This is a genomic window from Acidovorax soli, from assembly GCF_900107605.1.
Classification (GTDB): Bacteria; Pseudomonadota; Gammaproteobacteria; order Burkholderiales; family Burkholderiaceae_C; genus Acidovorax; species Acidovorax soli.
Genome location: NZ_FNQJ01000001.1, coordinates 361988 through 384761 on the forward strand (window position 1 = coordinate 361988; position 22774 = coordinate 384761).

Sequence of the window (22774 nt, forward strand, 5' to 3'; positions counted from 1 at the left end):
ACAGGTCAGTCTGCCAGAAAGCGCGAATAGCGCGCCATATCGACGTTGCCGCCGCTGATCACGATGCCAACCCGGGCGCCGCGCACGTCCACGCTGCCGTTTCCTGCGCCGGCAAAGGCGAGGGCCCCGGTGGGTTCGACCACGATCTTCATGCGTTCGGCAAAAAAACGCAGGGCCTGCACCAGTTGTTCGTCGGTGGCGGTGACCATGTCGTCAGCCAGGCGCTGGATGATGGGGAAGGTGAGCTGGCCCAGCGCCTGGGTTTGTGCACCGTCGGCAATGGTGTGGGGCGTGGCGATCCGCACGATATGGCCCGCGCGGTAGGACTGTTGCCCGTCGTTGCCTGTCTCGGGCTCCACGCCCACCACGCGGCAGTGCGGCGCCAGTGCCTCGGCGGCCAGCAGGCTGCCCGCCAGCAGGCCGCCGCCACCCACGCAGACGAAGAGGTAGTCGAGGTGGGGCACTTCTTCCAGCAGCTCCTTGGCGGCGGTGCCCTGGCCCGCGATGACGTGCGGGTGGTCATAGGGCGGCACCAGCGTCATGCCGCGCTCCTGCGCCAAGCGCCGACTGATGGCCTCGCGGTCTTCGGTGTAGCGGTTGTAGGTGATGACCTGTGCGCCATACCTGCGTGTGGCGGCCATCTTGGCGGCGGGGGCATCTTCGGGCATGACGATCACGGCGGGCATGTCCAGCAGCCGGGCCGAAATGGCGATGGCCTGGGCATGGTTGCCGGCCGAAAAAGCCAGCACACCGCCCTTGCGCTGCTCATCGGTGAACTGGGCCAGGGTGTTGAAGGCCCCTCGAAACTTGAAGGCGCCCGTGCGCTGCAGGTTTTCGCACTTGAAGAACAGCTGCGCGCCCAGCCGCTCATCGGCGGTGGTCGAGCGCAGCACTGGCGTGCGGTGCGCCATGCCATGCAGGCGATGCGCTGCATCGGCCACGTCGGCGTAGGTGGGCACAGACATGGGCACGGAAACGGGTGTCTGGGTCATGGCGGCGTCCTTGGGCAGGCGCGGCGCTGGGAAGCGGCAACCACGCTGCCGCATCATAGCCCGTTGCGATGCTGTTTTAAGCAAAAAAGCCTTATAGCGCTTGTCCCGTAAGCGCTGGTAGCTATCTATTTTGATGAATCTGGGCTCAGGCCTGTTCGCTGAAGCGCTGTAGCGGGGCCAGCGCCGGGAAGTCGCCCGCCCGTTTTTGCTTCATGGCCGTGACCGATTCGCGCACATGCTGGTTGCTCCAGATGGCGCCCTGCAGCCAGCCCATCTGGCGCAGGCTGTCCTCCACGGAATGGTCGCGGGCGTAGTTCACCGCCTGCTTGGTGCCCCAGATGGCCACGGGGGGCTTGCTGGCGATCTCGCGCGCGCATTGCAGGGCGGCGGCCAGCATGGTGTCCTGCGTGTCGAACACTTCGTTGACCAGGCCGTAAGCCAGGGCTTTTTGCGCGCCCAGGCGGCGGCCGGTGTAGGCCAGTTCCTTGACGACGCCCAGCGGGATCAGCTTGGGCAGGCGCTGCAGCGTGCCCACGTCGGCCACCATGCCGATGTTGATCTCCTGGATGCAGAAGAACGCATCCTGCGTGGCGTAGCGGATGCAGCCCGCCGTGACCATGTCCACCGCACCGCCGATGCAGCCGCCGTGGATGGCCATGATCACGGGGATGCGCAGGCTCTCGATGCGGGTGAAGGTGGCCTGCATGTCGGTGAGCAGGTCGAAGATGGCGGCGCGGCCCTCGGGGCTCTGGTCGTCCATGGCAATGGCGCCGCCGAAGGTTTCGAGCGCCATGCCCGCGCTGAAATGCTTGCCGGTGCTGCTGATGACCAGCGCCCGCGCCGCGCCCGCCTGGTGCAGTTGGGCCAACACCCCATCGAGCTCGCGCCAGAAGGCGGGGTGCATGGTGTTCATGGCCTCTGGTCTGTTCAGTACCAGATGGGCCACATGGTCGATGGTGCTCAGGGAAAAACAGGTGAGGGTGTTCATGGACGAGGAATGTAGGCCTGCGGCGCTACTGCACACCGTCGCGTGGGTGACTTCCCATGAATATGCCGTTGGTGCTTTTGAATAAGGCGCTGGAAGCTATGAAAACAGGAGTAATGTGCTGTGCCAGAGTGCCAGAGTGCCAGAGTGCCAGAGCGCCGCAGCGCCCGGGCTGCCTGCCGCATCAACGCCGCTTGCTGCCCCCGAAGATGCCGCCCAGCACGCCGCGCAGGATTTCCCTGCCCAGCGAGGTGCCCATGGTGCGAACCGCCGACTTGGCCATGGTCTGTGCCAGCCCGTCGCGCTTGCCGCCGCGTGGCCCCGTGCTGCCAAACAGCACGTCGTTGAGCCCGCCCATCAGGCCGCCGCCTTCTTCGGCAGGTGCCCCGTTGGCGGCCTTGCCATTGCCCCCGCCCGCCTGCTCGCTCCCTTCGGCAGTGCGGCCCTTGAGTTTTTCATAGGCCGATTCACGGTCCACCACCTTTTCGTACACCCCGGCTACCAGCGAGCTGGCCATCAACGCCTGGCGCTGCTGCGGCGTGATGGGGCCGAGCTGGCTGCCGGGCGGCAGCACGAAAACGCGTTCGGTCACGCTGGGGCGGCCCTTGGCGTCCAGAAAGCTCACCAGCGCCTCACCCACGGCCAGCTCGGTGATGGCGGTTTCGATGTCCAGGCCCGGCTTCTGGCGCATGGTGGTGGCCGTGGCCTTCACGGCCTTCTGGTCGCGGGGGGTGAAGGCGCGCAGCGCGTGCTGCACGCGGTTGCCCAGCTGGGCGAGCACGCTGTCGGGGATGTCCAGCGGGTTCTGCGTGACGAAGTACACGCCCACGCCCTTGGAGCGCACCAGGCGCACCACCAGCTCGATCCGCTCGATGAGCACCTTGGGCGCCTCGTTGAACAGCAGGTGGGCCTCGTCGAAGAAGAAAACCAGCTTGGGCTTCTCGGGGTCACCAATCTCGGGCAGCGTCTCGAACAGCTCCGAGAGCATCCACAGCAGGAAGGTCGCGTAAAGACGCGGCGAGTTCATGAGCTTGTCGGCGGCCAGGATGTTCACCACCCCGTGGCCGTTGGTGTCGGTCTGCATGAAGTCCTGGATGTCGAGCATGGGTTCGCCAAAGAACTTGTCGCCGCCTTGCTGCTCGATCTGCAGCAGCCCGCGCTGGATGGCGCCCACGCTGGCGGCGCTGACGTTGCCGTACTCGGTGGTGAACTCCTTGGCGTTGTCGCCCACGTACTGCAGCATGGCGCGCAGGTCCTTCAGGTCCAGCAGCAGCATGCCGCTGTCGTCGGCGATCTTGAAGACCAGGTTGAGCACGCCGAGCTGGGTCTCGTTGAGGTTGAGCATGCGTCCCAGCAGCAGCGGCCCCATGTCGGAGATGGTGGCGCGCACCGGGTGACCCTGTTCGCCGAACACGTCCCACAGCGTGGTGGGGCAGGACTGGGAAGTGGGCAGTTCCAGCCCGCGATCCTTCAGGGTGGCGGCCAGCTTGTCGCCGATCTTTCCGCTCTGGCTGACGCCCGTGAGGTCGCCCTTCACGTCGGCCATGAAAACGGGCACGCCGATGCGCGAAAAGTTCTCGGCCAGGGTCTGCAGGGTGACGGTCTTGCCGGTGCCGGTGGCACCGGTGATGAGCCCGTGGCGGTTGGCCAGGCCGGGCAGCAGGTGGCATTCAATCGTGCCGTGTTTGGCAATCAGCAGGGGTTCGGCCATTTAGGGTTTCCTCGGAGATCGGTGACGGGCAAAAGTAAAATCGCGGCCACTAGATTAAATCAATACCAAAGGACTTCCCGTGGCAGGACACAGCAAATGGGCCTAACCACGATGTACCATAACAGAATAATTCGAGTACGTCCAGGCGTGTAAGTTGTTGATTTTACTGTGTTTTTCCAAGTTGCGTTTTTACAACGATCAGCCAAAATCAGGGTAGATCAGAGGCCAACTGTGTTTTTGGTGTGTTTTTATGTTCGATCTCATACTCGCTGATCTACGGGCCCAGTTTGGTCCAAAAGTGCTACTTGATCCTGCTGATTTGGTGGAAGTCATCGGCATATCTGTAGGACAGCAAGCCAACTTGAGAAGTGAGGGGAAGTTCCCCATAGCAGTTCAGAAGATTGGAAACCGTGTAAAAGTGTCCATCTATGAACTTGCAAAATATCTTGCTGGCCTTGCCACTCAACATGCAAAGCAGGAAATTGCTTCTTTTCCTGTAAAAATATCCAGAACTGAAAAGAAATCCAAAAAAGGACTTCTGGAAAAAAATTGGTGGGCCTTCCACCATGATCAAGTGGTTTCCATTATCAGGAAATCCATTCTTTTTGACGAACTAAAGCACAGTTCAGAAGAGAGCACCTTCACCAAACTGTAACCAGTAGCTCAAAAACAGCTTTACAGCATTTTTCTGTGGTTGGGTATGGGTAGGTATCAACCAGCACAAAAAAACGGCTCTATGGCCGTTCTGTAGTGTCAAGGTCTGGGCCTTCTTCGTGGTGTGTGACCTGGTGTCTGTTCCTGGTTAAGTTCTGCAATTCTGGCTTGTTCAAGTTCAGCTAAAAGCTTGTTTTTCTGCAAAATTAAAGAATTTAATTTTGCTTCAGCTTTAATTCTATCTTCCAAAGTTTGAGCATTAGCTAAATCAGCTTGTGCTGAATCAATCTGCATTTGCAGACTGCCTAATGATTTAGCTACGCCTTGAACTGCACCAGAACTCGTTTTCCTTTCGGAAACGGGGCTTTTCGCATTCTGCGATCCTTTAGCTCCGCTGGTTGCTTTAATTGCATCTTGGAAAGAAATTCCTTTTTCAACAGAATTTGAGTTGTTAGCTATTGGTTGGCTACTAATATCAATTAAATTGCTGATCTGTGGATTTGTCTTGATTTTAGGCACTCTTCTTTTGAGTAGATTTTTATTAGGATCAGGTCTTCTTTTTTTGGGTGTGTATCTACTTTTATTGAAAATCAATCTCTGCTGAACTGATTCTTCCATTCTATTTAAAATCTTTATTTTTTGAATTGGATCAAGAACAGTATTGTTCATCTGTTGGTTTGCAGTTTGAGCCAAAGCTTGATAATCAGTATTTGCAGAGAATGCAGGTCCTTTAAATTTGATAGCCTTTTTTTCACCTGGAAATTTTACTGAAATGTAATCCTTTCCTTTTCTGGTGATCTCACAACCTCTACTTTCAAGAAAATTTGTGAAATCATCTCTGCTCTTCAATGTTCCATTTCTTATGGCCTTTGAAATAGATTGACTTACACGTTCCTTAATTTTTTTGCTTGTTGAGCCAGCAGGAACTTTTTTGTCAAATTGAGAAAAAACTGCTTTAAGGGGATCTTCAATAACTTGAGAAAATCCAAGTTTATCATTCCAAATTGCTTGAAAATCATTGGCTAATTGTTGTGATTTCTTGCCTGGTGGAGAAATATTAAAACTCTTCATTGTTTTTGTATCAAGCCTTGGAACCAAGAAATGTAATTCAACATTTCCTTTGTCTTGATGTTTAACAATAAACATATTTACTCTGTCAGGTCCAAGACCTGGAGCAAAAGCTTCATAAAATGCTTTAACGATTTGCTTAAGCTGTGCAGTTGTAGGCTTTTCATTGTCACGAAAAGCTATAACACCAGATGTGTATTTAAACTCATTTGGATTGTTGTCTATAAGGTTGGCAGTTAACTTTTTATCACCATAAAAAATTTCTGGTGGTGGATTCCTTATTTTTCCTTCTGAATCTTTGGCAGACAACAAATAGCCAATGGCTGATTTTGATTTACCTTTGCCGTGGTTAAAAAATTGAACAATCATTTTATATTTCCTCTCAAGTTTTTTGAATGGAAATTTTTTGCTGTTCTTTTTAACTCTGAAAGCTCACATCGTAATTCATCAACCAATTCTGGGTAATCAGTTTTAAGGGTATTAATTTTTTTTGCTATCTGGTTTAAGTTTGAACCAATCTTGTTGAGTTGGTAAATTAAACTGGCATGCTGTGAATTAATTTCTGCACTACTGGTGACTGAGCCAGGCTTGGTTAATAATTTTTCTCTACAAAATTGTGCAAAAGTTCCTTGTGGAGATTGTGCATAAAATTTTGAAATTTTTTCAAATTCTGTTGGTGATAAACTAAATTCGATTCTTTTTGTTCGTAATTCCTCATTGCCATCATTCCCAGATTGGCCAGCACTTTTTTTCTTTTCGTTCATTTTTGGTCTTCCTTTCTTCTTGTTTTTATGGACCTGCAAAGCTGTTACTTCATACAAAAAAATGCGTGCATAGTAACGGGGAGTGGGGGGACCCCACATTTAACTATTTCATTTATTCCTACGGAATAATGAGTCCCCTTGCTTATGAATTTAATTTTTCAATGTTTTTGGTTGGTCTGTGTATTTATTAAAACAGATTAAAATTCAAAATCAAGATTCAGAAATAAAAAAACCACCTTGCGGCGGTCATTTTTCATAAAGTGCCAAAATCCACAATACAGCCCAAAAAATTATTTCAAATGTTTCGAATTTGTTGTTAGAGATCCAGTCAAATATTTTCTTCATTGCTATCATCTCCAAGCCTAAAAAATCCATCGTAGTTAGTTAATGCGTATCGCTCATTAGGATCACCTGGAAAAATACGTGTTATAGAGATGTTGTCGTGAAGAAAAACCAATCTGTATTTCAATCCATTTGGAAATTCGTAATCCATAAAGAATAATGGATCTCCATCACGAACTGAAAATGACTCCATTTGTTTTGCTCTAAGTTCATCTTCAGTTTTTGGTGTTCCATCTTTTTTGTTGAAATACTGAATATAAAGTCTGCCTTTTGCCATAATTGATCTCCTTTTTCAAAATCTACCAAATTGAAATAGAAAATCAAATTTTTGCCGCTCTGTCCTTTTTTGTTTTATTAACATAAAACCTGCCTACGGCAGTTCTATTCTTATGTTTTTTGTACTTCCTCGTGGAAGTACTGATCTTCGATAGTTGAATTTATCTTTAATTTGATCTTAAACTGCCTAAAGGCAGTACAAATGGATAGAGCTTAAAGGGTAAAGCCTATAGCTTTCCCTAACCCGCTTAGTAGCGTGGTTTAGGGCATTTCCCTTTAGCTCGTGGATAGAGCCCATTTGGGTCTAACTAATTACAAGATTTCGTTAGTTGATGGTTCAGGATTCTTGTATCCCTTTAACACGGTCCATCGTTCGCCTTCGTTGCCAGTTTGTTAAATTCCCCATTGTTCTGGCTTTAAGAACTCATTTATCCAGTTTTGCTTAAGGGGACTATGGTAGTCAGTTTTGTTTTTTTCCCCGCCTTCTACTTCGGCTTTCTGGTAGTTCGGGTGCTCCAATCGGGAAAAGAATAAGAATTAATCTCTGAGGTTGACTCTTAATCAATCGACGCATAAAACACTTAATTATTTTCTAATAAATTATTTTTGGCTTGTCAAGTTTTATTCAGAAAACAAAAAAGCCAGCTTGCGCTGGCTTTCCTGCTTGTTGTCAAACTGAATTGAATCAACCTCAGATGTGAATATATTACTGATTTATTTATATTTGTCAATAGCAAATTATTGACATAGTTAAAATATTTATGTACTCAATCTAAAAGGCGAGTGCATATGTCAAAAATTAAAACATATTCTCAAGAGGTTTGTTCATTTCTGTGTTTGTCCAACAACCCACCAGAGTTTTATCTAATAGATAGGAATTGTGAGGTTATAGGAGAAGCAAATATTGTTAAACTTAATGAAGAAATAAAAGGCAAGTTTGTTTGGAGGGTTAACATTCCTGTAGCTGGAATTTACTGCTTCAGAAATGTAAATCTTTTGCACAAAAGAAAAGGGGACAGAAGATTCAATGATCAAGCAAATGGAATTGTTTTATTTCATCAAGAAAAAAGAAATCCACCAATTGTGTTCGATGAATTGACATTTAGGAAAAAATCGTTAGAGTAATTATTGAAGATGCTTTCTCCCAAAGAAGCTCTTCGTTGTTTATTTTATATAAAGATAGCCAGCGAAAGCTGGCTTTTCTTATTTGACTTATCAAAATATTTTGATAGATTAATTTTGTAGGTTAAATGGTTTCGCCTATATTCTTGTATGGTTATGGGTCTGAGCAATCAGACCCATTTCTTTTGGAGGCTTTGTATGAGTGATTGGCAGGCTTTAAAGGAAACGGTGTATTTTATTCTTGAATCTTTTGGGGATCTCTTTGATTGGTGTGTGCAAAAGATTCAGGATTTTTCCATATTTTTTCTACTATTTATTGGTGCGTGCATTCTTTTTGGATTTGCAATTATCTTGTTTTCTTGATTTCCAATAATTTATTTGTATGCTTAATAGACATACAAGAATAAATTTAGGGAGAAATCATGTTGTTTAGAATTTTAGTTTTACTATGTATGCTTGTGCCAGAGTTTGCACAAGCTGCTGATTTATTTGTGCCAGTTTCAGGCGATAAATCAATGATGTTGTTAGCTCAAATATTTGGTGGCCTTGGTGCTTTTGGTGCTGGTGGTTCAGATCCAATGGCAGAGGGAATTTTAGTTTTTAATGGTGCGTGTCTGATTGTTGGGGGTATTTTAGTTGCTTACACAATCATCGCTGGAACTGTTAATACTGCTCATGATGGAGAAATGTTGGGTAAGAAATTTTCTTCTGTATGGGTTCCTATTAGAACTGCATTAGGAACAGCTTTGATACTTCCTGTAATTGGTGGTGGTTACTGCATTATGCAAGCTTTAGTAGGTTGGGTAATCGTTCAAGGTATTGGATTAGCTGATACTGTTTGGAATAAATTTGCAACGACTCAAAACATTAAGCTTATAGCCACACAAGGATTGGCATCAAATGCCGGATCAACCTTAGGCTATAACCTATTTCAATCATATGTGTGTGTTCATTCATATAATGCCGCAATCAACAAAGCAAATCAAGATGGTGAGTTGATTCTTCCTTTAGGAATTATGACTGAGGCGACGGAATGGGCTTCAAGGCGTAATACATATAAGCCAGGAACAACATATTATTTTGGTCCTAAAGGCGGTGGCTACGATGGGACACCTGAAAATGCCTGTGGTCGTTTAGATATTCCAACAACTACAACTGGAATGAGTTCAGCTAATGGAATTACACAAATTGGATCATTTTTTAATTTGACTGAAGCCTCAAAAGCAGAAGAGGCTGTCCTTAAAGCCAATCAAGATGCTGTTAAAGCATTAGATGCAGATATGAATGCTTTGGCGAGTACATTGGTTACAGGAAAGGCACCAATTGATCCTTCAAAGCTTGACCAAGCTATCAAGAAATATAATGATGCCATTGCGAAAGCGGCCGCTGATCAAGCAATGAAACTAAATGATTTTAATACATTAAGTACAAGTGCAACTGCTGATGGCTGGTTTATGGCTGGTGCTTTTTATACGAAAATTGCTTATTTAACCGATGTGATACAAAGAGCAATGACTAACACTGGAACTGCAAGCGGTCCTCAAAAATTAGGCTCAAACAATCTGTTAAATGATTTTATGAATGTTGATAATAATAATATGGCTCTAACCTTGGCAGATAGTAAAGCACCACAAAAATTAAGTTTTGGTTCAAATATTGAATCAAATTCAGATGATGATTGGGGTTTTGATACTATTTTGAATAAACTTTACCATACTGAGGCATTGGTTGTAGATGATGGAGAGCATCCACTAATTGCACTTAAAAGAATTGGCAATTGGTTGTTGGGTATTTTGGGTGCTGCGGGTGCTGCTTCTTTAGCAATGTCTATGGTGAAAAATAGTTCTTTATCCTGGGTTGCTGATAAGGTTCAAAGTTTATTCACTGGTGTTGCTATTGGTCCAGTGGTTGATTTTGTTCAAGGTATGTATGAAAAGTTTTTCCTACCAATGTTAGCTGTAGGTGTATTTTTGTCTTACATATTACCAATGATGCCTTATATGATTTGGCTTGGTGCAACAATTGGTTGGTTAATTTTGTGTGTAGAAGCAATCATCGCTGCTCCAATGTGGGCTGTTATGCACTTAACAGCAAATGGTGACGATATGGTTGGTTCAGGTGCTCAAGGATATAGATTGGTTCTATCATTGATGTTAAGACCGGTATTAATGATATTTGGATTGATCGCTGCTTTCGTTCTATTGAATGTTCTTGGTGGATTAATAACAAAGGTTTTCTTTGGAATTTTTGCAATGTCTCAAGCAGAATCTGGAATGTTCATTAAAGTTGTTGGTTTAATTGTGGCTCCAATGATGTATGGATTTGCAATGTATGAGGTTATTAAAAGAACATTTGCTTTAATTCACGTTATTCCTGATGAGTTGTTGAACTGGTTCGGTGGTGGTGGTCCTAAACTTGGTGATACTGCTCATCAAATGGGTGGCGAAGGTGCAAGACAGTTCCAGTTTATGGGTAATGCAGCTAACTATGCTGGCAATGCATTAATGTCAGAAAATATGAAAAATCTTGATAATAAAATGAAAGGTAGTCAAGCACAGGCTCAATTAGGATTGAGCGATAAAGCAATGAATAATGTAAATACAGGAAGTCGCCATAATCAAGAGATGCAGCGAGGCAAGCTTGCTTCTTTGGCTAATTCTTTAGGTGGTCCAAACTCAGAAGATGGTTCAAGATTTTTGAGAGAATTTGAAAAAAATTCTGAAAATGGTGAATCATTTAACGATGCTGTTCAAGGTGCCTTGGAGCATACAAACAATGCAAAGTATGGTGATAATGCAAGTCAATTAATTGATAAGTTCACTGGTGGTGGTTCTGGTAGTCACAATAGCCCTGAATATGCTGGAATAACTTCAGCACTTAACAATAAGCTAAATAAATTTATGCAAACATCAGGTGGTGATGAAAGCACAGCAAAAGAAAAAATGTCCAGTTTTATTAATGATGTGATTGCTGAACACGGTGAAAGCGGTGGAAGTATTGGTAAGTCGCTTAAATCAGTTTCTGCAAAATATAACGAAATGGATTCACCAGTTAAGAATGAAGTTCAAGAGCAAAATACTATTCAGCCTCCTAAGGTAGATGATTAATAAAAAAACCCCGCGAATGCGGGGTTTTGTCTTGATGTGCTTTTATTTGCTTGAGTGCTTGAATATAAATTCATCAGCATTTGTTTTGTGATCGGGATTATTTTTTCCTTGAATCACACTTGTTTTCAAATCTTTCGCTTGTTGAATTGTCTCTTGTGCTGACTGACCTTTTTCAAAACCAAATTGAATGGCTAACTCTTTAAATGCTTTTTGTGAAACCATCCAATCAGCCATTATTTCCATTTGCTTTTCGTAGGTTTCTTTAAAATTGCCATTCTTTTCTGCAATTTCATTCATTGGTTTACAAAGCAACTGACGGTAATACTGATTTTCACCTTGAAGCCTTGCGACTTCTTGTTGTAACTGGACGTTTTGAGCTTGAATACTTCCGCTATTCAAAGCTTGGTTTGTATTACTTAAATTTGCTCGCTCCATATCGCGTTGCAAGTTTAAATAATGGGCTGTTTGCATTGGGTCTTTAAACATAGTTTTTCCTTATATTCTTGTATTTATCATACAAAAACAAAATGGAATGTCCAGATACAAAAAAACGGCGATGAATCGCCGTTTTTATTTTGATGCTAAATCAACGTTGGTTGAATTGTAGGAATGTGTTTCGTTGTGTTCTCATCTTCAGCCATCAATTCATTAAAAGCTTCTTTGATTTCTTCAATTGGCTTTTCCTGCATGAACCTGAAGACTGAAGCTGACAAGTAGTCTTTTCGTTCTTCAAAAGCCATCCAGCGGCGTTTTTCCAGTTCGCAAACATAGCCAGTAGTGTTTGATCCTCCAAAAATATCAACCACCAAATCATTAGGCTCAGTCAGAAATCGAATAAAAAATTCTGGTAATTTTGCTGGAAATCTTGCAGGGTGTGCAGAAACACCAACTTCTTTACACAGCTTCAAATATTTGGAACTTGCTTCAGAGTTTGAAATTTGCAGAAGATTTGAAGGAATGGCTCCACCATTGTCTTTTCCAAAGGTGTTACTAATATCGTGACCTGATGGTCGTTTTGCTGGTGAATAGTAAGCTTCTGGATCTTTAAGAAGCTTCTTCATTCGGTCTGAATATTCAGTCAAAACCTTTGAAACATCAGCTTTTGGCCATTCTGTTTTAGATAGCCACCAAACAGTATTGACAGAATCCTTTGCACGAATTTTTCTTTTATTTACCCATTCAATAGGACTGGGTAATTTTGAAGGGTTAAACCAGAAAAATTCTTCTGCAAGATGAAATCCAATTTCATCACAGAATTTAATCAAAACACGATAGTTATAAAGGCTCCTGACTGGGTGTCCTTTTCTGTAGGCTCCACCCAGATCAACAACAAAGCTTCCATCTGGTGTGAGCTTTTGATAGACCAGCTTTGCAAACTCTGCCAACCAATCTACATAGTCATACTCATCTTTGTTCCCGTACTCTTTCTGCCGTTGTAGTGCGAACGGTGGGGAAGTCATCACCAGATTGACACTGTTGTCAGGTAGCTGTGCGAGAGCTTCCAGGCTGTCCACGACGTAGGCCGAGCCGTACTCAGTGGTGTACAGGGGGTTCTTGTTGAGAGTGGGGAGCATGTGTTCTCGTGTTCAAGTTCAAAGTCGAAACTTATAGTCTGTAGATTTAAAGTCGTCAAGCACAGATCATCTCATATTCCAAATAGTTCTTCCAGAGCATGACTGCACGCACTGTCTTCACTCACAACCTCAAAAAATTTCGGCTGGCTAAGGGCTTCTCTCAAGAGAAGTTAGCTGAAGAATGTGAGCTTCACAGGACTTATATCAGTTCAGTTGAAAGAGGCGAGAGAAACATAACCATAGATAATATGGAAAAGCTGGCAATTGCTCTGGGTGTTGATATCCGAGAGCTTTTGAATCCAGATGACTAACCCCACAACAGAAACTGATCAGCAAAAATTCAAGCGACTTTTTCCTTTTATTCGTGAATATCAGGATTTAGCCACAAAATACAACATCAAAGACATTTTTCAAGATAACGGTGGAAAATATCTTCAATTGTTAATGGTTCTTGGTCTAACCACGGATGGAGCAAGAGAAGGTAACGATGCCACTGATTCAGATGGTAATGAATACGAGATTAAAACTGTCAATATTGAATTGACGGATCAATTCAGTACTCATCATCATTTAAATCCTGTAATTCTTGAAAAATACCGAAAAGTTGATTGGTTTTTTGCTCCATTCAAAAGCATTGAACTTCAGGTCATCTATAGAATGAAACCTTCTGCTATGGAGTATTACTATAGCAAATGGGAAAAGAAATGGCATGATGACGGAGGAAAGGATATTAATAATCCTAAAGTCCCTCTTAAGTACGTTATGGAACATGGTGAGGTTGTTTGGTTGCCTGAAGGTGTTGAACAATTCACCTATACAAAGCCTAAAAAAACTGAAAAAACCCAAATCACCAAAAAAGTAAACTGAGGCCGTTTATTTGATTGAATGGATTTCTATTCAATTAAATAAATGGTCTAACGGGGACCAGTCCCCGTTTTGCTTTAAACAGCTTTTCCTTGAATGAAGTCCATAAGAATGGATTTCATCATTGGTTTTAATGTATCAACATCTTTAACCAAATCAATCCAAGTTTCAAAAACTCTTCGTTGATCTGCTGGTTCAAGTTTCTTAATATCTTCGAATGGTTCGCTTACATTGCCAACCATATATTGAGACAACCAGAAAACCCGCTGTTTCTCAAACTCATTGTTGTCCAGTGCTTTTACTTCGTCCAGATCAAAAATTTCCTTGATCTGTTCTTCTGAAAAATTGCACAGGTGGTTTTCTTCGTTAAAAAATTCGCTAAATTTCATTTTTAAAGCTCGAATGAAAAGAGCCAGAAACTGGCTCTAATTTTGAAGTAGGGGAGTGGTTAAACCGTTTCTTCTTTCTTGATTCGGTAGTCTTCAATATTTTCACCAGCTTCAAGAATTGCTTTAACCCACTTAGGACGGGCACCAATTCCACCAGCCCATTCTTCATTGTTTGGACCACGATATTTAGCTTCAGCTTTATTTTTACCTGCTGGTGTGGATTTCGTAGGTTTAATGCTGGTTGTGGGTGCTGACAACTGGAACCCAAGTTCATTAGCTGTAATGCCATAGTCAGAAATTTTTTCCTTCATTTCTGCAATGATGGTGGCTTTTTCATTGGCAACAATTGCATCATGCTGCTTTTGCAATTCTGCCATCTGAGCTTTAATGTCAGCTAATGTTGTCACTTTAGGTCCTTTGGTTGCCATGAAATTACTCCTGATTGTATCACTAAAAAATTCTTCAGAAAATTGCTTTTACCATAATTTTTTCACAATGGTTGATGGTCGTAGGTGAGCATACCTTTTGAGCATGTTCATCGTTTTGTGACCTGTAATTTCTGAAATTTCAATGTCTGACAAAGTTACATTATTTATTGGATTTACCCATTCAAAAAATCGACTGGTTCCTTCGTGCCTCAAATCATGCCAACGAATATCATAAATTTCTGCTCTTTTACAGCAAATTTGAAACTGTCGGCTTAAATGATGTTCGTTAAGGTGCCAGAAATCAAAAACTCTTTTCTGGTTGTCGTTCTCTGGGTTGTGGTTCTTTTTAATCCAAATTAATATTTTTTTGGCTACAGTGGTTAATGGGATTTCACGATATGTTTTTGTTTTTGTGTTTTCGGCTAAAAATTTAATTTCTCGCTCTTCGAGGTAGACTTCGTTCCATTTGAGTTTAAGCATTTCACCAACACGACAGGCTGTTTCAATTGCAAACAATACAGAAATCATCATTTCCTTTTGCTTGTTTCTGCTTGTTTTATGAATAGATTTAAAAAGCTTTCGTGTTTCATCACGACTAAAACGCCGATCCCTAACTCCTGAAGTTGTCGGACATTTCACTACATTGAAAATTTCTTGTGAATAACCATTCTGAACTGAATGATGTAGCATTGCATTTTTTAATGCTACATAGTAGTGATAAACCGTTGCTGGCTTATTGATTTTCAGTCTTTGAGAAATCCATTTGGAGAGAATTTTTGCATTTAATGTTAATACGGTGAAATGTTCAAATTCTTTTTTTAGAAATTCAAGCCTAATGAAATGCTTTTTTGTTTCTAATTTCCTATGCTCATTGGGATTTTCAATATACCAATCAATTAAATCAGGAATTGTCCATTTTGTGGCTTCACGTGGATTAATAATTTCATTTTTTAAAACTCCAGCTTCTGTTTCAGTTGCATACTTTTGAGCTTCCCTTTTGCTGGTGAAGTTCTTGCTGATTGGTGGGTAGCCTTTCCTTCGGATCTGCACTTGGTAGGTGGTTACACCTGACTTGCTCACTCGTTCCTTGATGCTGGCCATTTTCGTTCCTGCTCCTACTGGTCTTCAGAGGTGTGTTTTTGGGATAATAGCTATCTTTGTGGGGTGCTCTGTGTTTCTGCTGTGTTTCTACGGGTATGAAGACACTTTAAAATGCACATAACCCATTGATAACACTGAGGAAATCAGAGAACATGGCAGGACACAGCAAATGGGCGAATATCCAGCACCGCAAGGGGCGCCAGGATGAAAAACGCGGCAAGATCTGGACCCGCATCATTCGGGAAATCACTGTGGCTGCCCGCGCCGGTGGCGGTGACCTGTCTGCCAACCCTCGCCTGCGCCTGGCGGTGGACAAGGCCAAGGCGGCCAACATGCCCGCCGACCGCATCAAATACAACATCGACAAGGCCACGGGCAACGCCGAAGGCCTGACCTACGAGGAAATCCGCTACGAAGGCTATGGCATTGGTGGTGCGGCCATCATGATCGACACCATGACCGACAACCGTGTGCGCACCGTGGCCGAAGTGCGACACGCATTCAGCAAACACGGCGGCAACATGGGCACTGAAGGCTCGGTGGTGTTCCAGTTCAAGCACTGTGGCCAGCTGATTTTTGCCCCCGGCACCAGCGAAGACAAGGTGATGGAAGTGGCGCTGGAGGCGGGCGCCGAAGACGTGGTGACCGATGACGATGGTGCGGTGGAGGTGTTGACCGCCCCAGCCGACTTTGAAGCCGTGAAGAATGCGCTGGAGGCCGCAGGCCTGACGCCCGATGTGGCCGGCGTGACCATGCGGCCCGAGAACACGATTGAGCTGACTGGCGACGACGCCGCCAAGATGCAAAAGCTGCTGGATGTGCTGGAAGACCTGGACGATACCCAGGAGGTCTACCACAACGCGGCACTGTGAAGCTCCCCCTGAGGCGCTTCGCGCCTTCCCCTCTCTCGCTGCGCTGCGCTTGCGGGAGGGGGACGCCACCAGCGCACGGAGCGTTAGCGACACGGAAGTGTCTTGGCGGCCCTTGCGCGGTGGCACTGGTCTGGGGCGCGCCAGTTTTGGCGGTTGTGGGTGTAGCGCCTAGCGCGATTGGTTGCTGAGATAGTTTTTTTACGAGCCCCTGGGCTTCGGCGTTGTGCCAGGCAGGGGTTCACCAAAGGTTCCTATGAAAGTACTTGTAATTGGTGGCGGCGGCCGTGAACACGCGATGGCGTGGAAACTGAGCCAGTCCCCCAAGGTGACCAAGGTGTATGTGGCGCCCGGCAATGGCGGCACGGCCCTGAACCCCAAGCTCGAAAACGTGGCGATCTCCGACGTGCGCGAACTGCGTGCCTGGGCCCAGGCCGAGAAGATCGCGCTGACCGTGGTGGGCCCCGAGGCCCCGCTGGCTGCGGGCGTGGTCGATGAGTTCCGTGCCCACGGCCTGCGCATCTTTGGCCCCACCAAGGCGGCTGCGCAGCTCGAAAGCTCCAAGGCGTTCTCCAAGGCCTTCATGCGCCGCCACAGCATTCCCACGGCCGATTACGACACCTTCACCGATCCCGCAGCAGCCCACGCCTTTGTGGATCGCCTGGGCGCGCCCATCGTCATCAAGGCCGACGGCCTGGCCGCTGGCAAGGGCGTGGTGGTGGCCATGACGCTGCAAGAGGCGCACGATGCCGTGGACTTCATGTTGGTGGACAACAAATATGGCGTGGCACACAACGAAGGCGGCGCGCGCGTGGTGATCGAGGAGTTCCTCGAAGGCGAGGAAGCCAGCTTCATCGTGCTGTGCGACGGCAAGAATGTGCTGGCGCTGGCCACCAGCCAGGACCACAAGCGCCTGAAAGACGGCGACGAAGGCCCCAACACCGGCGGCATGGGCGCGTATTCGCCCGCGCCGGTGGTCACGGCCGACGTGCATGCCCGTGCCATGCGCGAGATCATCCTGCCCACCATCCGTGGCATGGAAAAGGATGGCATCCCGTATACCGGCTTTTTGTATGCGGGGCTGATGATCGACGCCAAGGGCCACCCCAAGACGCTGGAGTTCAACTGCCGCATGGGCGACCCGGAGACGCAACCCATCCTCATGCGCCTGAAAAGCGATTTTTACGATGTGATGGCCGCTGCGGCCGACGGCAAGCTCGACCAGATGGAATTGCAGTGGGACCGCCGCACCGCGCTGGGCGTGGTGATGGCTGCGCACGGCTATCCCGAGAATCCGCGCAAGGGCGATACCATCACCGGCCTGCCCGCCGAGGCGGACGACGCAGTGGTGTTCCATGCAGGCACGCAGTTGAAAGACGGAGTGGTCAGCGCAACGGGCGGCCGGGTGCTGTGCGTGACGGTTCTGGCCGACAGCGTCAAGCAGGCGCAACAGCGGGCCTATGACGTGGCGCGCGGCATTCACTTTGACGGCGCGCAATACCGCCATGACATCGGCTTTCGCGCCCTGAAAAGCTGATGGCAGGCGCTCAGACCTTGAACGCCGCCGACACGGTGACCCGCGTGCGTGCCTACCTGGTGGGCCTGCAGGCGCGCATCACCGATGCACTGGAGGCCGTGGAAGGTGAGGGCGGGGCCCGCTTTCTGGCCGATGCCTGGCGCAAAGCCCCCGGCGAGCTGCTGCAGGGCGACGGCATCACCAAGATCCTGGAAGGCGGCCGCGTGTTCGAGCGCGCAGGTTGCGGCTTCAGCCATGTGCGCGGCCCGCAGCTGCCGCCTTCGGCCACGCAGCACCGGCCCGAGCTGGCGGGAGCGCCGTTCGAGGCCATGGGCGTGTCGCTGGTCTTCCACCCGCGCAATCCGTATGTGCCCACGGTGCACATGAATGTGCGCATGATCGCGGCCGGGCACCCGGGGCAGGCGCCAACCTGCTGGTTTGGCGGCGGCATGGACCTCACGCCCTACTACGGGTTTGAAGAGGACGCGGTGCACTTTCACCGCACCTGCCGCGATGCGCTGGCGCCTTTTGGCGACGACAAGTACCCGCGCTTCAAGCAGTGGTGTGATGAATACTTCTATCTCAAGCACCGCAATGAGCAGCGCGGCGTGGGCGGGGTGTTCTATGACGACTTCTCGGAGCTGGGCTTCGAGCAAAGCCTGGAGATGACGCAGTCGGTGGGCGATGCCTTCCTTGGCGCCTACCTGCCCATCGTTGAAAGGCGCCGGAACCTGCCGTTTGGCGAGCGCGAGCGCGATTTCCAGCTCTACCGCCGGGGCCGCTATGTCGAGTTCAACCTGGTGTGGGACCGGGGCACGCACTTTGGCCTGCAGTCGGGTGGGCGCACAGAGTCCATTTTGCTGTCCATGCCGCCGCTGGTGGCCTGGTCGTACCAGCGCTCGGACGCCGCCGATTCGGCCGAAGCCGACCTCACGCGGCGCTTTCTGGTGCGGCGCGAATGGCTGGGCCGTGGCGCTGCCACCGCCCCCTGAAAGCAGTGAAAAGCGCAAAAGCTATAATTTCAATAGCTTTCCGCGCTTTTCACACCAGCGCCAGAGGTCAAAAACACCTCAAACTGCCGCAGCACCCGAGCGCAACACCAGCGCAACACCCAAGGCGTAGCCCGCTGGCTGTGCGCCGCGTTGCACGCTATATTGATTCCATTCCCTTTCTAATCACCGCCTGATGACCACCTCCACCAAATCGGAAACCGCCGCCAAAAAAGACGTCACCAAACTCCAGCGCGCCATCGTCGATGGCCTGGAGGACGTCAAGGCGCAAGACATCCAGGTCTTCAACACCGAGCATCTCTCGCCGCTGTTTGAACGGGTGATCGTGGCATCGGGCACTTCCAATCGCCAGACCAAGGCCCTGGCTGCCAGCGTGCGCGATGCGGTGAAAGAAGCCGGTTTTGCCAAGCCCCGCATCGAGGGCGAAGACAATGGCGAATGGATCATCGTGGATTGCGGCGCCGCCGTGGCGCACATCATGCAGCCCACCATCCGGCAGTACTACCGCCTGGAAGAGCTGTGGGGCGACACCCCCGTGCGCCTGAAGCTGGGCGCTGCCAAGCCCGTGGCAGCGGCAGCCAAGAAGGCCCCCGCCAAGAAGAAGGCTGCTGCAGCTGCGGAAGTCCCTGCCCGTAAGCCAGGCAAGCCCAAGGTCGCCATTGCTGCCGGGGCCGAGGGCAAGGCCAAGGCGCCTGTCAGTGCAACCAGGAAAGTCCCGGCCCGCAAGACACCAGCCGCGGCCGCAGGCGCAGCCGCCAAGGCCCCTGCAGCGAAGAAGCCCGCAGCCGCCAAGAAGGCCCCCGTAAAGACGGTGGTCGTCAAGCCCGCAGTCAAAAAGCCTGCTGCGAAGAAGTCTGCCCCACGCGTCGCTTCCAAGCCCGCAGCCAGATCTGCTGCCAAGCCCGCTGCGGCCACAAAGTCCGCAGCCAAAAAGGCGCCTGCCCGCAAGGGCTGAGGCTTTGCCGCAGGGTTCTTTGCGCGCGTCGCCTGACCTGCGCCAGGGGCCCGGTTTTCACACCAAGGCGCATACATGAAGCTGCTTATCGTGGCGGTGGGGCAGCGGGTGCCTGACTGGGCGCAAACGGCCTACGACGATTACGCCAAACGCTTTCCACCCGAACTCAAGGTCGAGCTCAAGGCTGTCAAGACCGAACCGCGGGGCTCCAAGACCCTGGAGACGCTCTACGCCGCCGAGCGCGAGCGCATCGAAGCCGCCATCCCGCGCGGCACACGCGTGGTGGCCCTGGACGAACGCGGTACCAACCTCACCACCAAGGCCCTGGCCGAACGCCTCAAGGGCTGGCAACTGGGGGGCGACGATGTGGCGCTGGTCATCGGTGGCCCCGACGGGCTGGATCCGGCCTTCCGCCAGGCCGCACACGAACGCATCCGCTTGTCGGATCTCACCCTGCCTCATGCCATGGTGCGGGTGTTGCTCATCGAGCAGCTGTACCGCGCGTGGTCGGTGAATGCGGGGCATCCTTACCACCGCGAATGAGATGCCGGGACGGCGGGGTGGCGTATGAATTACTATTTTATTGATAGCTTCTAGCGCTTTATTTATAAGTGCTAGAGTTGATTTTTGCTATAAATCTAGCCATGCCCGACTTCATCTATCTTGCCTCCCAGAGCCCCCGCCGGCGCCAGCTGCTCGAACAGCTGGGCGTGCGCCACGAGCTGCTGCTGCCCAACGTGGAGGGCGACGAGCCGGAGGATGCTGAGGCCATCGAAGTGGTATTGCCCGGCGAATCCCCCACGGCCTATGTGGAGCGCGTGACGGGGCTGAAGCTTGACTCCGCCGTGGCGCGGCGCACACGCCGTGGTCTGCCCGATGCCCCTATCCTTTGCTCCGACACCACTGTGGCCCTGGGCCGCACCATCTATGGCAAACCCGACGATGCGGAGCATGCAGCGTGCATGCTGGCCGAGCTGGCGGGCCACGAGCACCGGGTGCTCACCGCGGTGGCGCTGCAGGTGGGCCCCAAGCGCATTTCGGCACTGTCCGTGTCGCGCGTCACCTTTGCCGCCATGACGACCGCACAGATCAACGCCTACGTGGCCACCGGCGAGCCGCTGGGCAAGGCTGGGGCCTATGGCATCCAGGGCCGGGCGGCAGCGTATGTGGAGCACCTGGCGGGCAGTTATTCGGGCATCATGGGCCTGCCCATGTACGAAACGGCGCAACTGCTGCGCGCCGCCGGGTTTGCTATCTGAGAACAACATGCAACAAGACATCCTGATCAACTGGTCCCCCCAGGAAACCCGCGTGGCCGTGGTGGAGCATGGTGCTGTGCAGGAGCTGCACATCGAGCGCACGCTGGAGCGGGGTCTGGTGGGCAATGTTTATCTGGGCAAGGTCTCGCGCGTGCTGCCGGGCATGCAGTCGGCCTTCATCGATATCGGGCTGGAACGCGCGGCCTTTTTGCATGTGGCTGACGTGTGGCAGCGCCAGCCGGATGGCGAGCCGCCGGCATTTGCGCGCAAGAGCGAGCCGCAGGTGCCGATCGAAAAGCAGGTGTTCGAGGGCCAGGCGCTCATGGTGCAGGTCATCAAGGACCCCATCGGCACCAAGGGTGCGCGCCTGTCCACGCAGATCAGCATTGCGGGCCGCCTGCTGGTGTTTTTGCCGCAAGACGACCATGTGGGCGTGTCGCAGAAGATTCCCCCCGCCGAGCGCGACGCGCTGCGCGCCCGGCTGCAGGCGCTGGTGGGCGACAAGTCCACGGGCGGTGGTGGCGGCTTCATCCTGCGCACCAATGGGGAGGATTCCACCGACGCAGAGCTGGCTGAGGACATTGCTTATCTGCGCAAGACCTGGGCGCGCATCAAGGAAGCCTCGCTCAAGCTTCCCGCCATGTCGCTGCTGCACCAGGACCTGGACCTGCTGCAGCGCGTGCTGCGCGACCTGGTGGGCGACCACACGCAGACCATCCGGCTCGATTCGATGGAGCAGTTCCAGCGCCTGCGCGCGTTCGGGCAGGAATTCATGCCAGCAGCCGCCGGCAAGCTGCAGCACTACAAGGGTGAACGGCCCATCTTCGACCTGTACGCCATCGACGAGGAGGTGGCCAAGGCCCTGGGCCGTCGTGTGGATCTGAAGTCGGGTGGCTACCTTATCGTGGACCAGACCGAGGCGCTCACCACCATTGATGTGAATACGGGTGGCTATGTGGGCGCGCGCAATTTCGACGACACCATCTTCAAGACCAATCTGGAAGCCGCGCAGGCCATTGCGCGCCAGCTGCGCCTGCGCAACCTGGGTGGCATCATCATCGTGGATTTCATTGATATGGCCCGTGAGGACCATCAGGAAGCCGTTCTTTCAGAGTACAAGAAACAGCTTGCGCGCGACCGGGTCAAAACCATGTCGGGCGGCTTTTCTCAATTGGGCCTGGTGGAGATGACACGCAAGCGCACCCGCGAATCGCTTGCACACATGTTGTGCGAACCTTGCAGCGTCTGCAGGGGGGCCGGTCAGGTGAAAACCGCACGCAGCGTTTGCTACGACGTACTGCGCGAAATTCTGCGCGAGGCTCGCCAATTCAACCCGCGGGAGTTTCGCGTAGTGGCGTCGCCGCGCGTTGTTGAGCTTTTTCTGGATGAAGAGAGCCAGCATCTCGCGGGCTTGAGCGATTTCATTGGCAAACCCATCTCACTGCAAGCCGAGAGTGCCATGGGTCAAGAGCAGTACGACATCGTGCTGCTGTAATGTTGTCAATGCAATGCACGCCGGGGTAGCGGACTCGGTCCATCCGCCTTGCCACTCGGGATGAAGCAGGTGACGGGACGCGCTGCAGTCTTGTTTTTTCTGGGTTTTTCCGTGCTATAGTGTATGGCTTCGCTGCCGTGAGCCCTCTTCGTGAGGGCACTGGATGCGGAGGAAAAAAGAAGATGGTTTTGGGTTGGACTGGGTAAAAACCCGGTATATAATTCAAGGCTTCGCTCGGTGGATCTGGTTGCTGCAAGCGGCTGGGGCCTGGAGAGAGAAAGTTTTCAAAAGTT

The 22774-nt window shown here is 50.1% G+C and carries 23 protein-coding genes; 12 read left to right on the forward strand and 11 right to left on the reverse strand.

Annotated elements, in window-relative coordinates; genetic code table 11:
- Positions 1-5: 5 nt before the first annotated feature.
- From BLW02_RS01690 to BLW02_RS01700, 3 genes are all read right to left on the reverse strand, one after another.
- On the reverse strand, positions 6-992 hold the full coding sequence (locus BLW02_RS01690) for a threo-3-hydroxy-L-aspartate ammonia-lyase (RefSeq protein WP_208859672.1): 987 nt from the start codon (positions 990-992) through the stop codon (positions 6-8).
- Between the two features lie 145 nt (positions 993-1137).
- Positions 1138-1980: an enoyl-CoA hydratase-related protein gene (locus tag BLW02_RS01695; RefSeq protein WP_092696707.1), complete on the reverse strand. Its 843-nt coding sequence runs from the start codon at positions 1978-1980 to the stop codon at positions 1138-1140.
- Between the two features lie 181 nt (positions 1981-2161).
- Positions 2162-3688 carry a helicase HerA-like C-terminal domain-containing protein gene (locus BLW02_RS01700; RefSeq protein WP_092696708.1) on the reverse strand — a complete coding sequence of 509 codons (1527 nt, stop codon included), beginning with the start codon at positions 3686-3688 and terminating at the stop codon, positions 2162-2164.
- Positions 3689-3938: 250 nt separating this feature from the next.
- On the opposite strand from BLW02_RS01700, the gene BLW02_RS19550 reads away from it, so the two are divergent.
- The gene (locus BLW02_RS19550; protein WP_139285315.1) at positions 3939-4343 is read left to right on the forward strand and encodes a hypothetical protein; all 405 of its coding nucleotides are present in this window, start codon (positions 3939-3941) and stop codon (positions 4341-4343) included.
- Positions 4344-4441: 98 nt separating this feature from the next.
- Here BLW02_RS19550 and BLW02_RS01705 read toward each other — a convergent pair whose 3' ends face one another.
- The 3 genes from BLW02_RS01705 to BLW02_RS19555 form a co-directional block, all read right to left on the reverse strand.
- Entirely contained in the window at positions 4442-5779 is a 1338-nt protein-coding gene (locus tag BLW02_RS01705; protein WP_092696709.1) for a relaxase/mobilization nuclease domain-containing protein, read from the reverse strand.
- A complete protein-coding gene (locus tag BLW02_RS01710) occupies positions 5776-6174 on the reverse strand; it encodes a plasmid mobilization protein (protein ID WP_159433759.1) in 399 nt (132 codons plus the stop codon). The genes BLW02_RS01705 and BLW02_RS01710 overlap by 4 nt, the downstream gene beginning before the upstream one ends.
- 328 nt (positions 6175-6502) lie before the next feature.
- A complete protein-coding gene (locus BLW02_RS19555; RefSeq protein WP_139285316.1) occupies positions 6503-6793 on the reverse strand; it encodes a hypothetical protein in 291 nt (96 codons plus the stop codon).
- A gap of 788 nt (positions 6794-7581) precedes the next feature.
- Here BLW02_RS19555 and BLW02_RS19560 point away from each other — a divergent pair.
- A complete protein-coding gene (locus BLW02_RS19560) occupies positions 7582-7917 on the forward strand; it encodes a hypothetical protein (RefSeq protein ID WP_139285317.1) in 336 nt (111 codons plus the stop codon).
- Positions 7918-8336: 419 nt separating this feature from the next.
- The gene (locus BLW02_RS01720; RefSeq protein ID WP_092696748.1) at positions 8337-11021 is read left to right on the forward strand and encodes a DotA/TraY family protein; all 2685 of its coding nucleotides are present in this window, start codon (positions 8337-8339) and stop codon (positions 11019-11021) included.
- 42 nt (positions 11022-11063) lie between these two features.
- Here the strand turns inward: BLW02_RS01720 and BLW02_RS19565 are convergent, their stop codons facing one another.
- Together BLW02_RS19565 and BLW02_RS01725 are read right to left on the reverse strand one after the other, a co-directional pair.
- Positions 11064-11507: a hypothetical protein gene (locus BLW02_RS19565; protein WP_139285318.1), complete on the reverse strand. Its 444-nt coding sequence runs from the start codon at positions 11505-11507 to the stop codon at positions 11064-11066.
- A gap of 95 nt (positions 11508-11602) precedes the next feature.
- Positions 11603-12595: a DNA-methyltransferase gene (locus BLW02_RS01725; protein WP_092696712.1), complete on the reverse strand. Its 993-nt coding sequence runs from the start codon at positions 12593-12595 to the stop codon at positions 11603-11605.
- 98 nt (positions 12596-12693) lie between these two features.
- Between BLW02_RS01725 and BLW02_RS19995 the strand changes: the two genes are divergently transcribed.
- Together BLW02_RS19995 and BLW02_RS01730 are read left to right on the forward strand one after the other, a co-directional pair.
- Positions 12694-12906, forward strand: coding sequence for a helix-turn-helix domain-containing protein (locus BLW02_RS19995; protein ID WP_167544051.1), 213 nt, complete (start codon positions 12694-12696; stop codon positions 12904-12906).
- Positions 12899-13462, forward strand: a complete 564-nt coding sequence (locus tag BLW02_RS01730) for a PDDEXK family nuclease (protein WP_167544052.1) — start codon at positions 12899-12901, stop codon at positions 13460-13462. The genes BLW02_RS19995 and BLW02_RS01730 overlap by 8 nt, the downstream gene beginning before the upstream one ends.
- 74 nt (positions 13463-13536) lie before the next feature.
- Here BLW02_RS01730 and BLW02_RS19570 read toward each other — a convergent pair whose 3' ends face one another.
- From BLW02_RS19570 to BLW02_RS01740, 3 genes are read right to left on the reverse strand one after another with little or no spacing between them, the layout of a single operon-like run.
- Positions 13537-13848, reverse strand: a complete 312-nt coding sequence (locus BLW02_RS19570) for a hypothetical protein (protein ID WP_139285319.1) — start codon at positions 13846-13848, stop codon at positions 13537-13539.
- 59 nt (positions 13849-13907) lie between these two features.
- Positions 13908-14276 carry an H-NS histone family protein gene (locus BLW02_RS01735; protein WP_092696713.1) on the reverse strand — a complete coding sequence of 123 codons (369 nt, stop codon included), beginning with the start codon at positions 14274-14276 and terminating at the stop codon, positions 13908-13910.
- A 48-nt stretch (positions 14277-14324) separates the two neighbouring features.
- Positions 14325-15377 carry a site-specific integrase gene (locus BLW02_RS01740; protein WP_092696714.1) on the reverse strand — a complete coding sequence of 351 codons (1053 nt, stop codon included), beginning with the start codon at positions 15375-15377 and terminating at the stop codon, positions 14325-14327.
- 152 nt (positions 15378-15529) lie between these two features.
- Between BLW02_RS01740 and BLW02_RS01745 the strand changes: the two genes are divergently transcribed.
- From BLW02_RS01745 to rng, 7 genes are all read left to right on the forward strand, one after another.
- A complete protein-coding gene (locus BLW02_RS01745; RefSeq protein WP_092696715.1) occupies positions 15530-16249 on the forward strand; it encodes a YebC/PmpR family DNA-binding transcriptional regulator in 720 nt (239 codons plus the stop codon).
- A 253-nt stretch (positions 16250-16502) separates the two neighbouring features.
- Positions 16503-17783 (forward strand): phosphoribosylamine--glycine ligase, encoded by a 1281-nt coding sequence (gene purD / locus BLW02_RS01750; protein WP_092696716.1) that lies wholly within the window; start codon positions 16503-16505, stop codon positions 17781-17783.
- A complete protein-coding gene (gene hemF, locus BLW02_RS01755) occupies positions 17783-18754 on the forward strand; it encodes an oxygen-dependent coproporphyrinogen oxidase (RefSeq protein WP_092696717.1) in 972 nt (323 codons plus the stop codon). Before purD ends, hemF begins: the two co-directional genes overlap by 1 nt.
- 193 nt (positions 18755-18947) lie before the next feature.
- Entirely contained in the window at positions 18948-19727 is a 780-nt protein-coding gene (gene rsfS / locus BLW02_RS01760) for a ribosome silencing factor (RefSeq protein ID WP_092696718.1), read from the forward strand.
- Between the two features lie 75 nt (positions 19728-19802).
- On the forward strand, positions 19803-20270 hold the full coding sequence (gene rlmH / locus BLW02_RS01765) for a 23S rRNA (pseudouridine(1915)-N(3))-methyltransferase RlmH (RefSeq protein ID WP_007858784.1): 468 nt from the start codon (positions 19803-19805) through the stop codon (positions 20268-20270).
- 101 nt (positions 20271-20371) lie between these two features.
- Entirely contained in the window at positions 20372-20986 is a 615-nt protein-coding gene (locus BLW02_RS01770; protein WP_092696719.1) for a Maf family protein, read from the forward strand.
- A gap of 7 nt (positions 20987-20993) precedes the next feature.
- On the forward strand, positions 20994-22481 hold the full coding sequence (rng, locus tag BLW02_RS01775) for a ribonuclease G (protein WP_092696720.1): 1488 nt from the start codon (positions 20994-20996) through the stop codon (positions 22479-22481).
- Positions 22482-22774 lie beyond the last annotated feature (293 nt).

Excerpts from the sequence above, each read along its gene's own strand:
- BLW02_RS01690 (WP_208859672.1), bottom strand. The coding sequence starts at position 992 with ATGACCCAGACACCCGTTTCCGTGCCCATGTCTGTGCCCACCTACGCC.
- BLW02_RS01695 (WP_092696707.1), bottom strand. The coding sequence starts at position 1,980 with ATGAACACCCTCACCTGTTTTTCCCTGAGCACCATCGACCATGTGGCC.
- BLW02_RS01700 (WP_092696708.1), bottom strand. The coding sequence starts at position 3,688 with ATGGCCGAACCCCTGCTGATTGCCAAACACGGCACGATTGAATGCCAC.
- BLW02_RS19550 (WP_139285315.1), top strand. The coding sequence starts at position 3,939 with ATGTTCGATCTCATACTCGCTGATCTACGGGCCCAGTTTGGTCCAAAA.
- BLW02_RS01705 (WP_092696709.1), bottom strand. The coding sequence starts at position 5,779 with ATGATTGTTCAATTTTTTAACCACGGCAAAGGTAAATCAAAATCAGCC.
- BLW02_RS01710 (WP_159433759.1), bottom strand. The coding sequence starts at position 6,174 with ATGAACGAAAAGAAAAAAAGTGCTGGCCAATCTGGGAATGATGGCAAT.
- BLW02_RS19555 (WP_139285316.1), bottom strand. The coding sequence starts at position 6,793 with ATGGCAAAAGGCAGACTTTATATTCAGTATTTCAACAAAAAAGATGGA.
- BLW02_RS19560 (WP_139285317.1), top strand. The coding sequence starts at position 7,582 with ATGTCAAAAATTAAAACATATTCTCAAGAGGTTTGTTCATTTCTGTGT.
- BLW02_RS01720 (WP_092696748.1), top strand. The coding sequence starts at position 8,337 with ATGTTGTTTAGAATTTTAGTTTTACTATGTATGCTTGTGCCAGAGTTT.
- BLW02_RS19565 (WP_139285318.1), bottom strand. The coding sequence starts at position 11,507 with ATGTTTAAAGACCCAATGCAAACAGCCCATTATTTAAACTTGCAACGC.
- BLW02_RS01725 (WP_092696712.1), bottom strand. The coding sequence starts at position 12,595 with ATGCTCCCCACTCTCAACAAGAACCCCCTGTACACCACTGAGTACGGC.
- BLW02_RS19995 (WP_167544051.1), top strand. The coding sequence starts at position 12,694 with ATGACTGCACGCACTGTCTTCACTCACAACCTCAAAAAATTTCGGCTG.
- BLW02_RS01730 (WP_167544052.1), top strand. The coding sequence starts at position 12,899 with ATGACTAACCCCACAACAGAAACTGATCAGCAAAAATTCAAGCGACTT.
- BLW02_RS19570 (WP_139285319.1), bottom strand. The coding sequence starts at position 13,848 with ATGAAATTTAGCGAATTTTTTAACGAAGAAAACCACCTGTGCAATTTT.
- BLW02_RS01735 (WP_092696713.1), bottom strand. The coding sequence starts at position 14,276 with ATGGCAACCAAAGGACCTAAAGTGACAACATTAGCTGACATTAAAGCT.
- BLW02_RS01740 (WP_092696714.1), bottom strand. The coding sequence starts at position 15,377 with ATGGCCAGCATCAAGGAACGAGTGAGCAAGTCAGGTGTAACCACCTAC.
- BLW02_RS01745 (WP_092696715.1), top strand. The coding sequence starts at position 15,530 with ATGGCAGGACACAGCAAATGGGCGAATATCCAGCACCGCAAGGGGCGC.
- purD (WP_092696716.1), top strand. The coding sequence starts at position 16,503 with ATGAAAGTACTTGTAATTGGTGGCGGCGGCCGTGAACACGCGATGGCG.
- hemF (WP_092696717.1), top strand. The coding sequence starts at position 17,783 with ATGGCAGGCGCTCAGACCTTGAACGCCGCCGACACGGTGACCCGCGTG.
- rsfS (WP_092696718.1), top strand. The coding sequence starts at position 18,948 with ATGACCACCTCCACCAAATCGGAAACCGCCGCCAAAAAAGACGTCACC.
- rlmH (WP_007858784.1), top strand. The coding sequence starts at position 19,803 with ATGAAGCTGCTTATCGTGGCGGTGGGGCAGCGGGTGCCTGACTGGGCG.
- BLW02_RS01770 (WP_092696719.1), top strand. The coding sequence starts at position 20,372 with ATGCCCGACTTCATCTATCTTGCCTCCCAGAGCCCCCGCCGGCGCCAG.
- rng (WP_092696720.1), top strand. The coding sequence starts at position 20,994 with ATGCAACAAGACATCCTGATCAACTGGTCCCCCCAGGAAACCCGCGTG.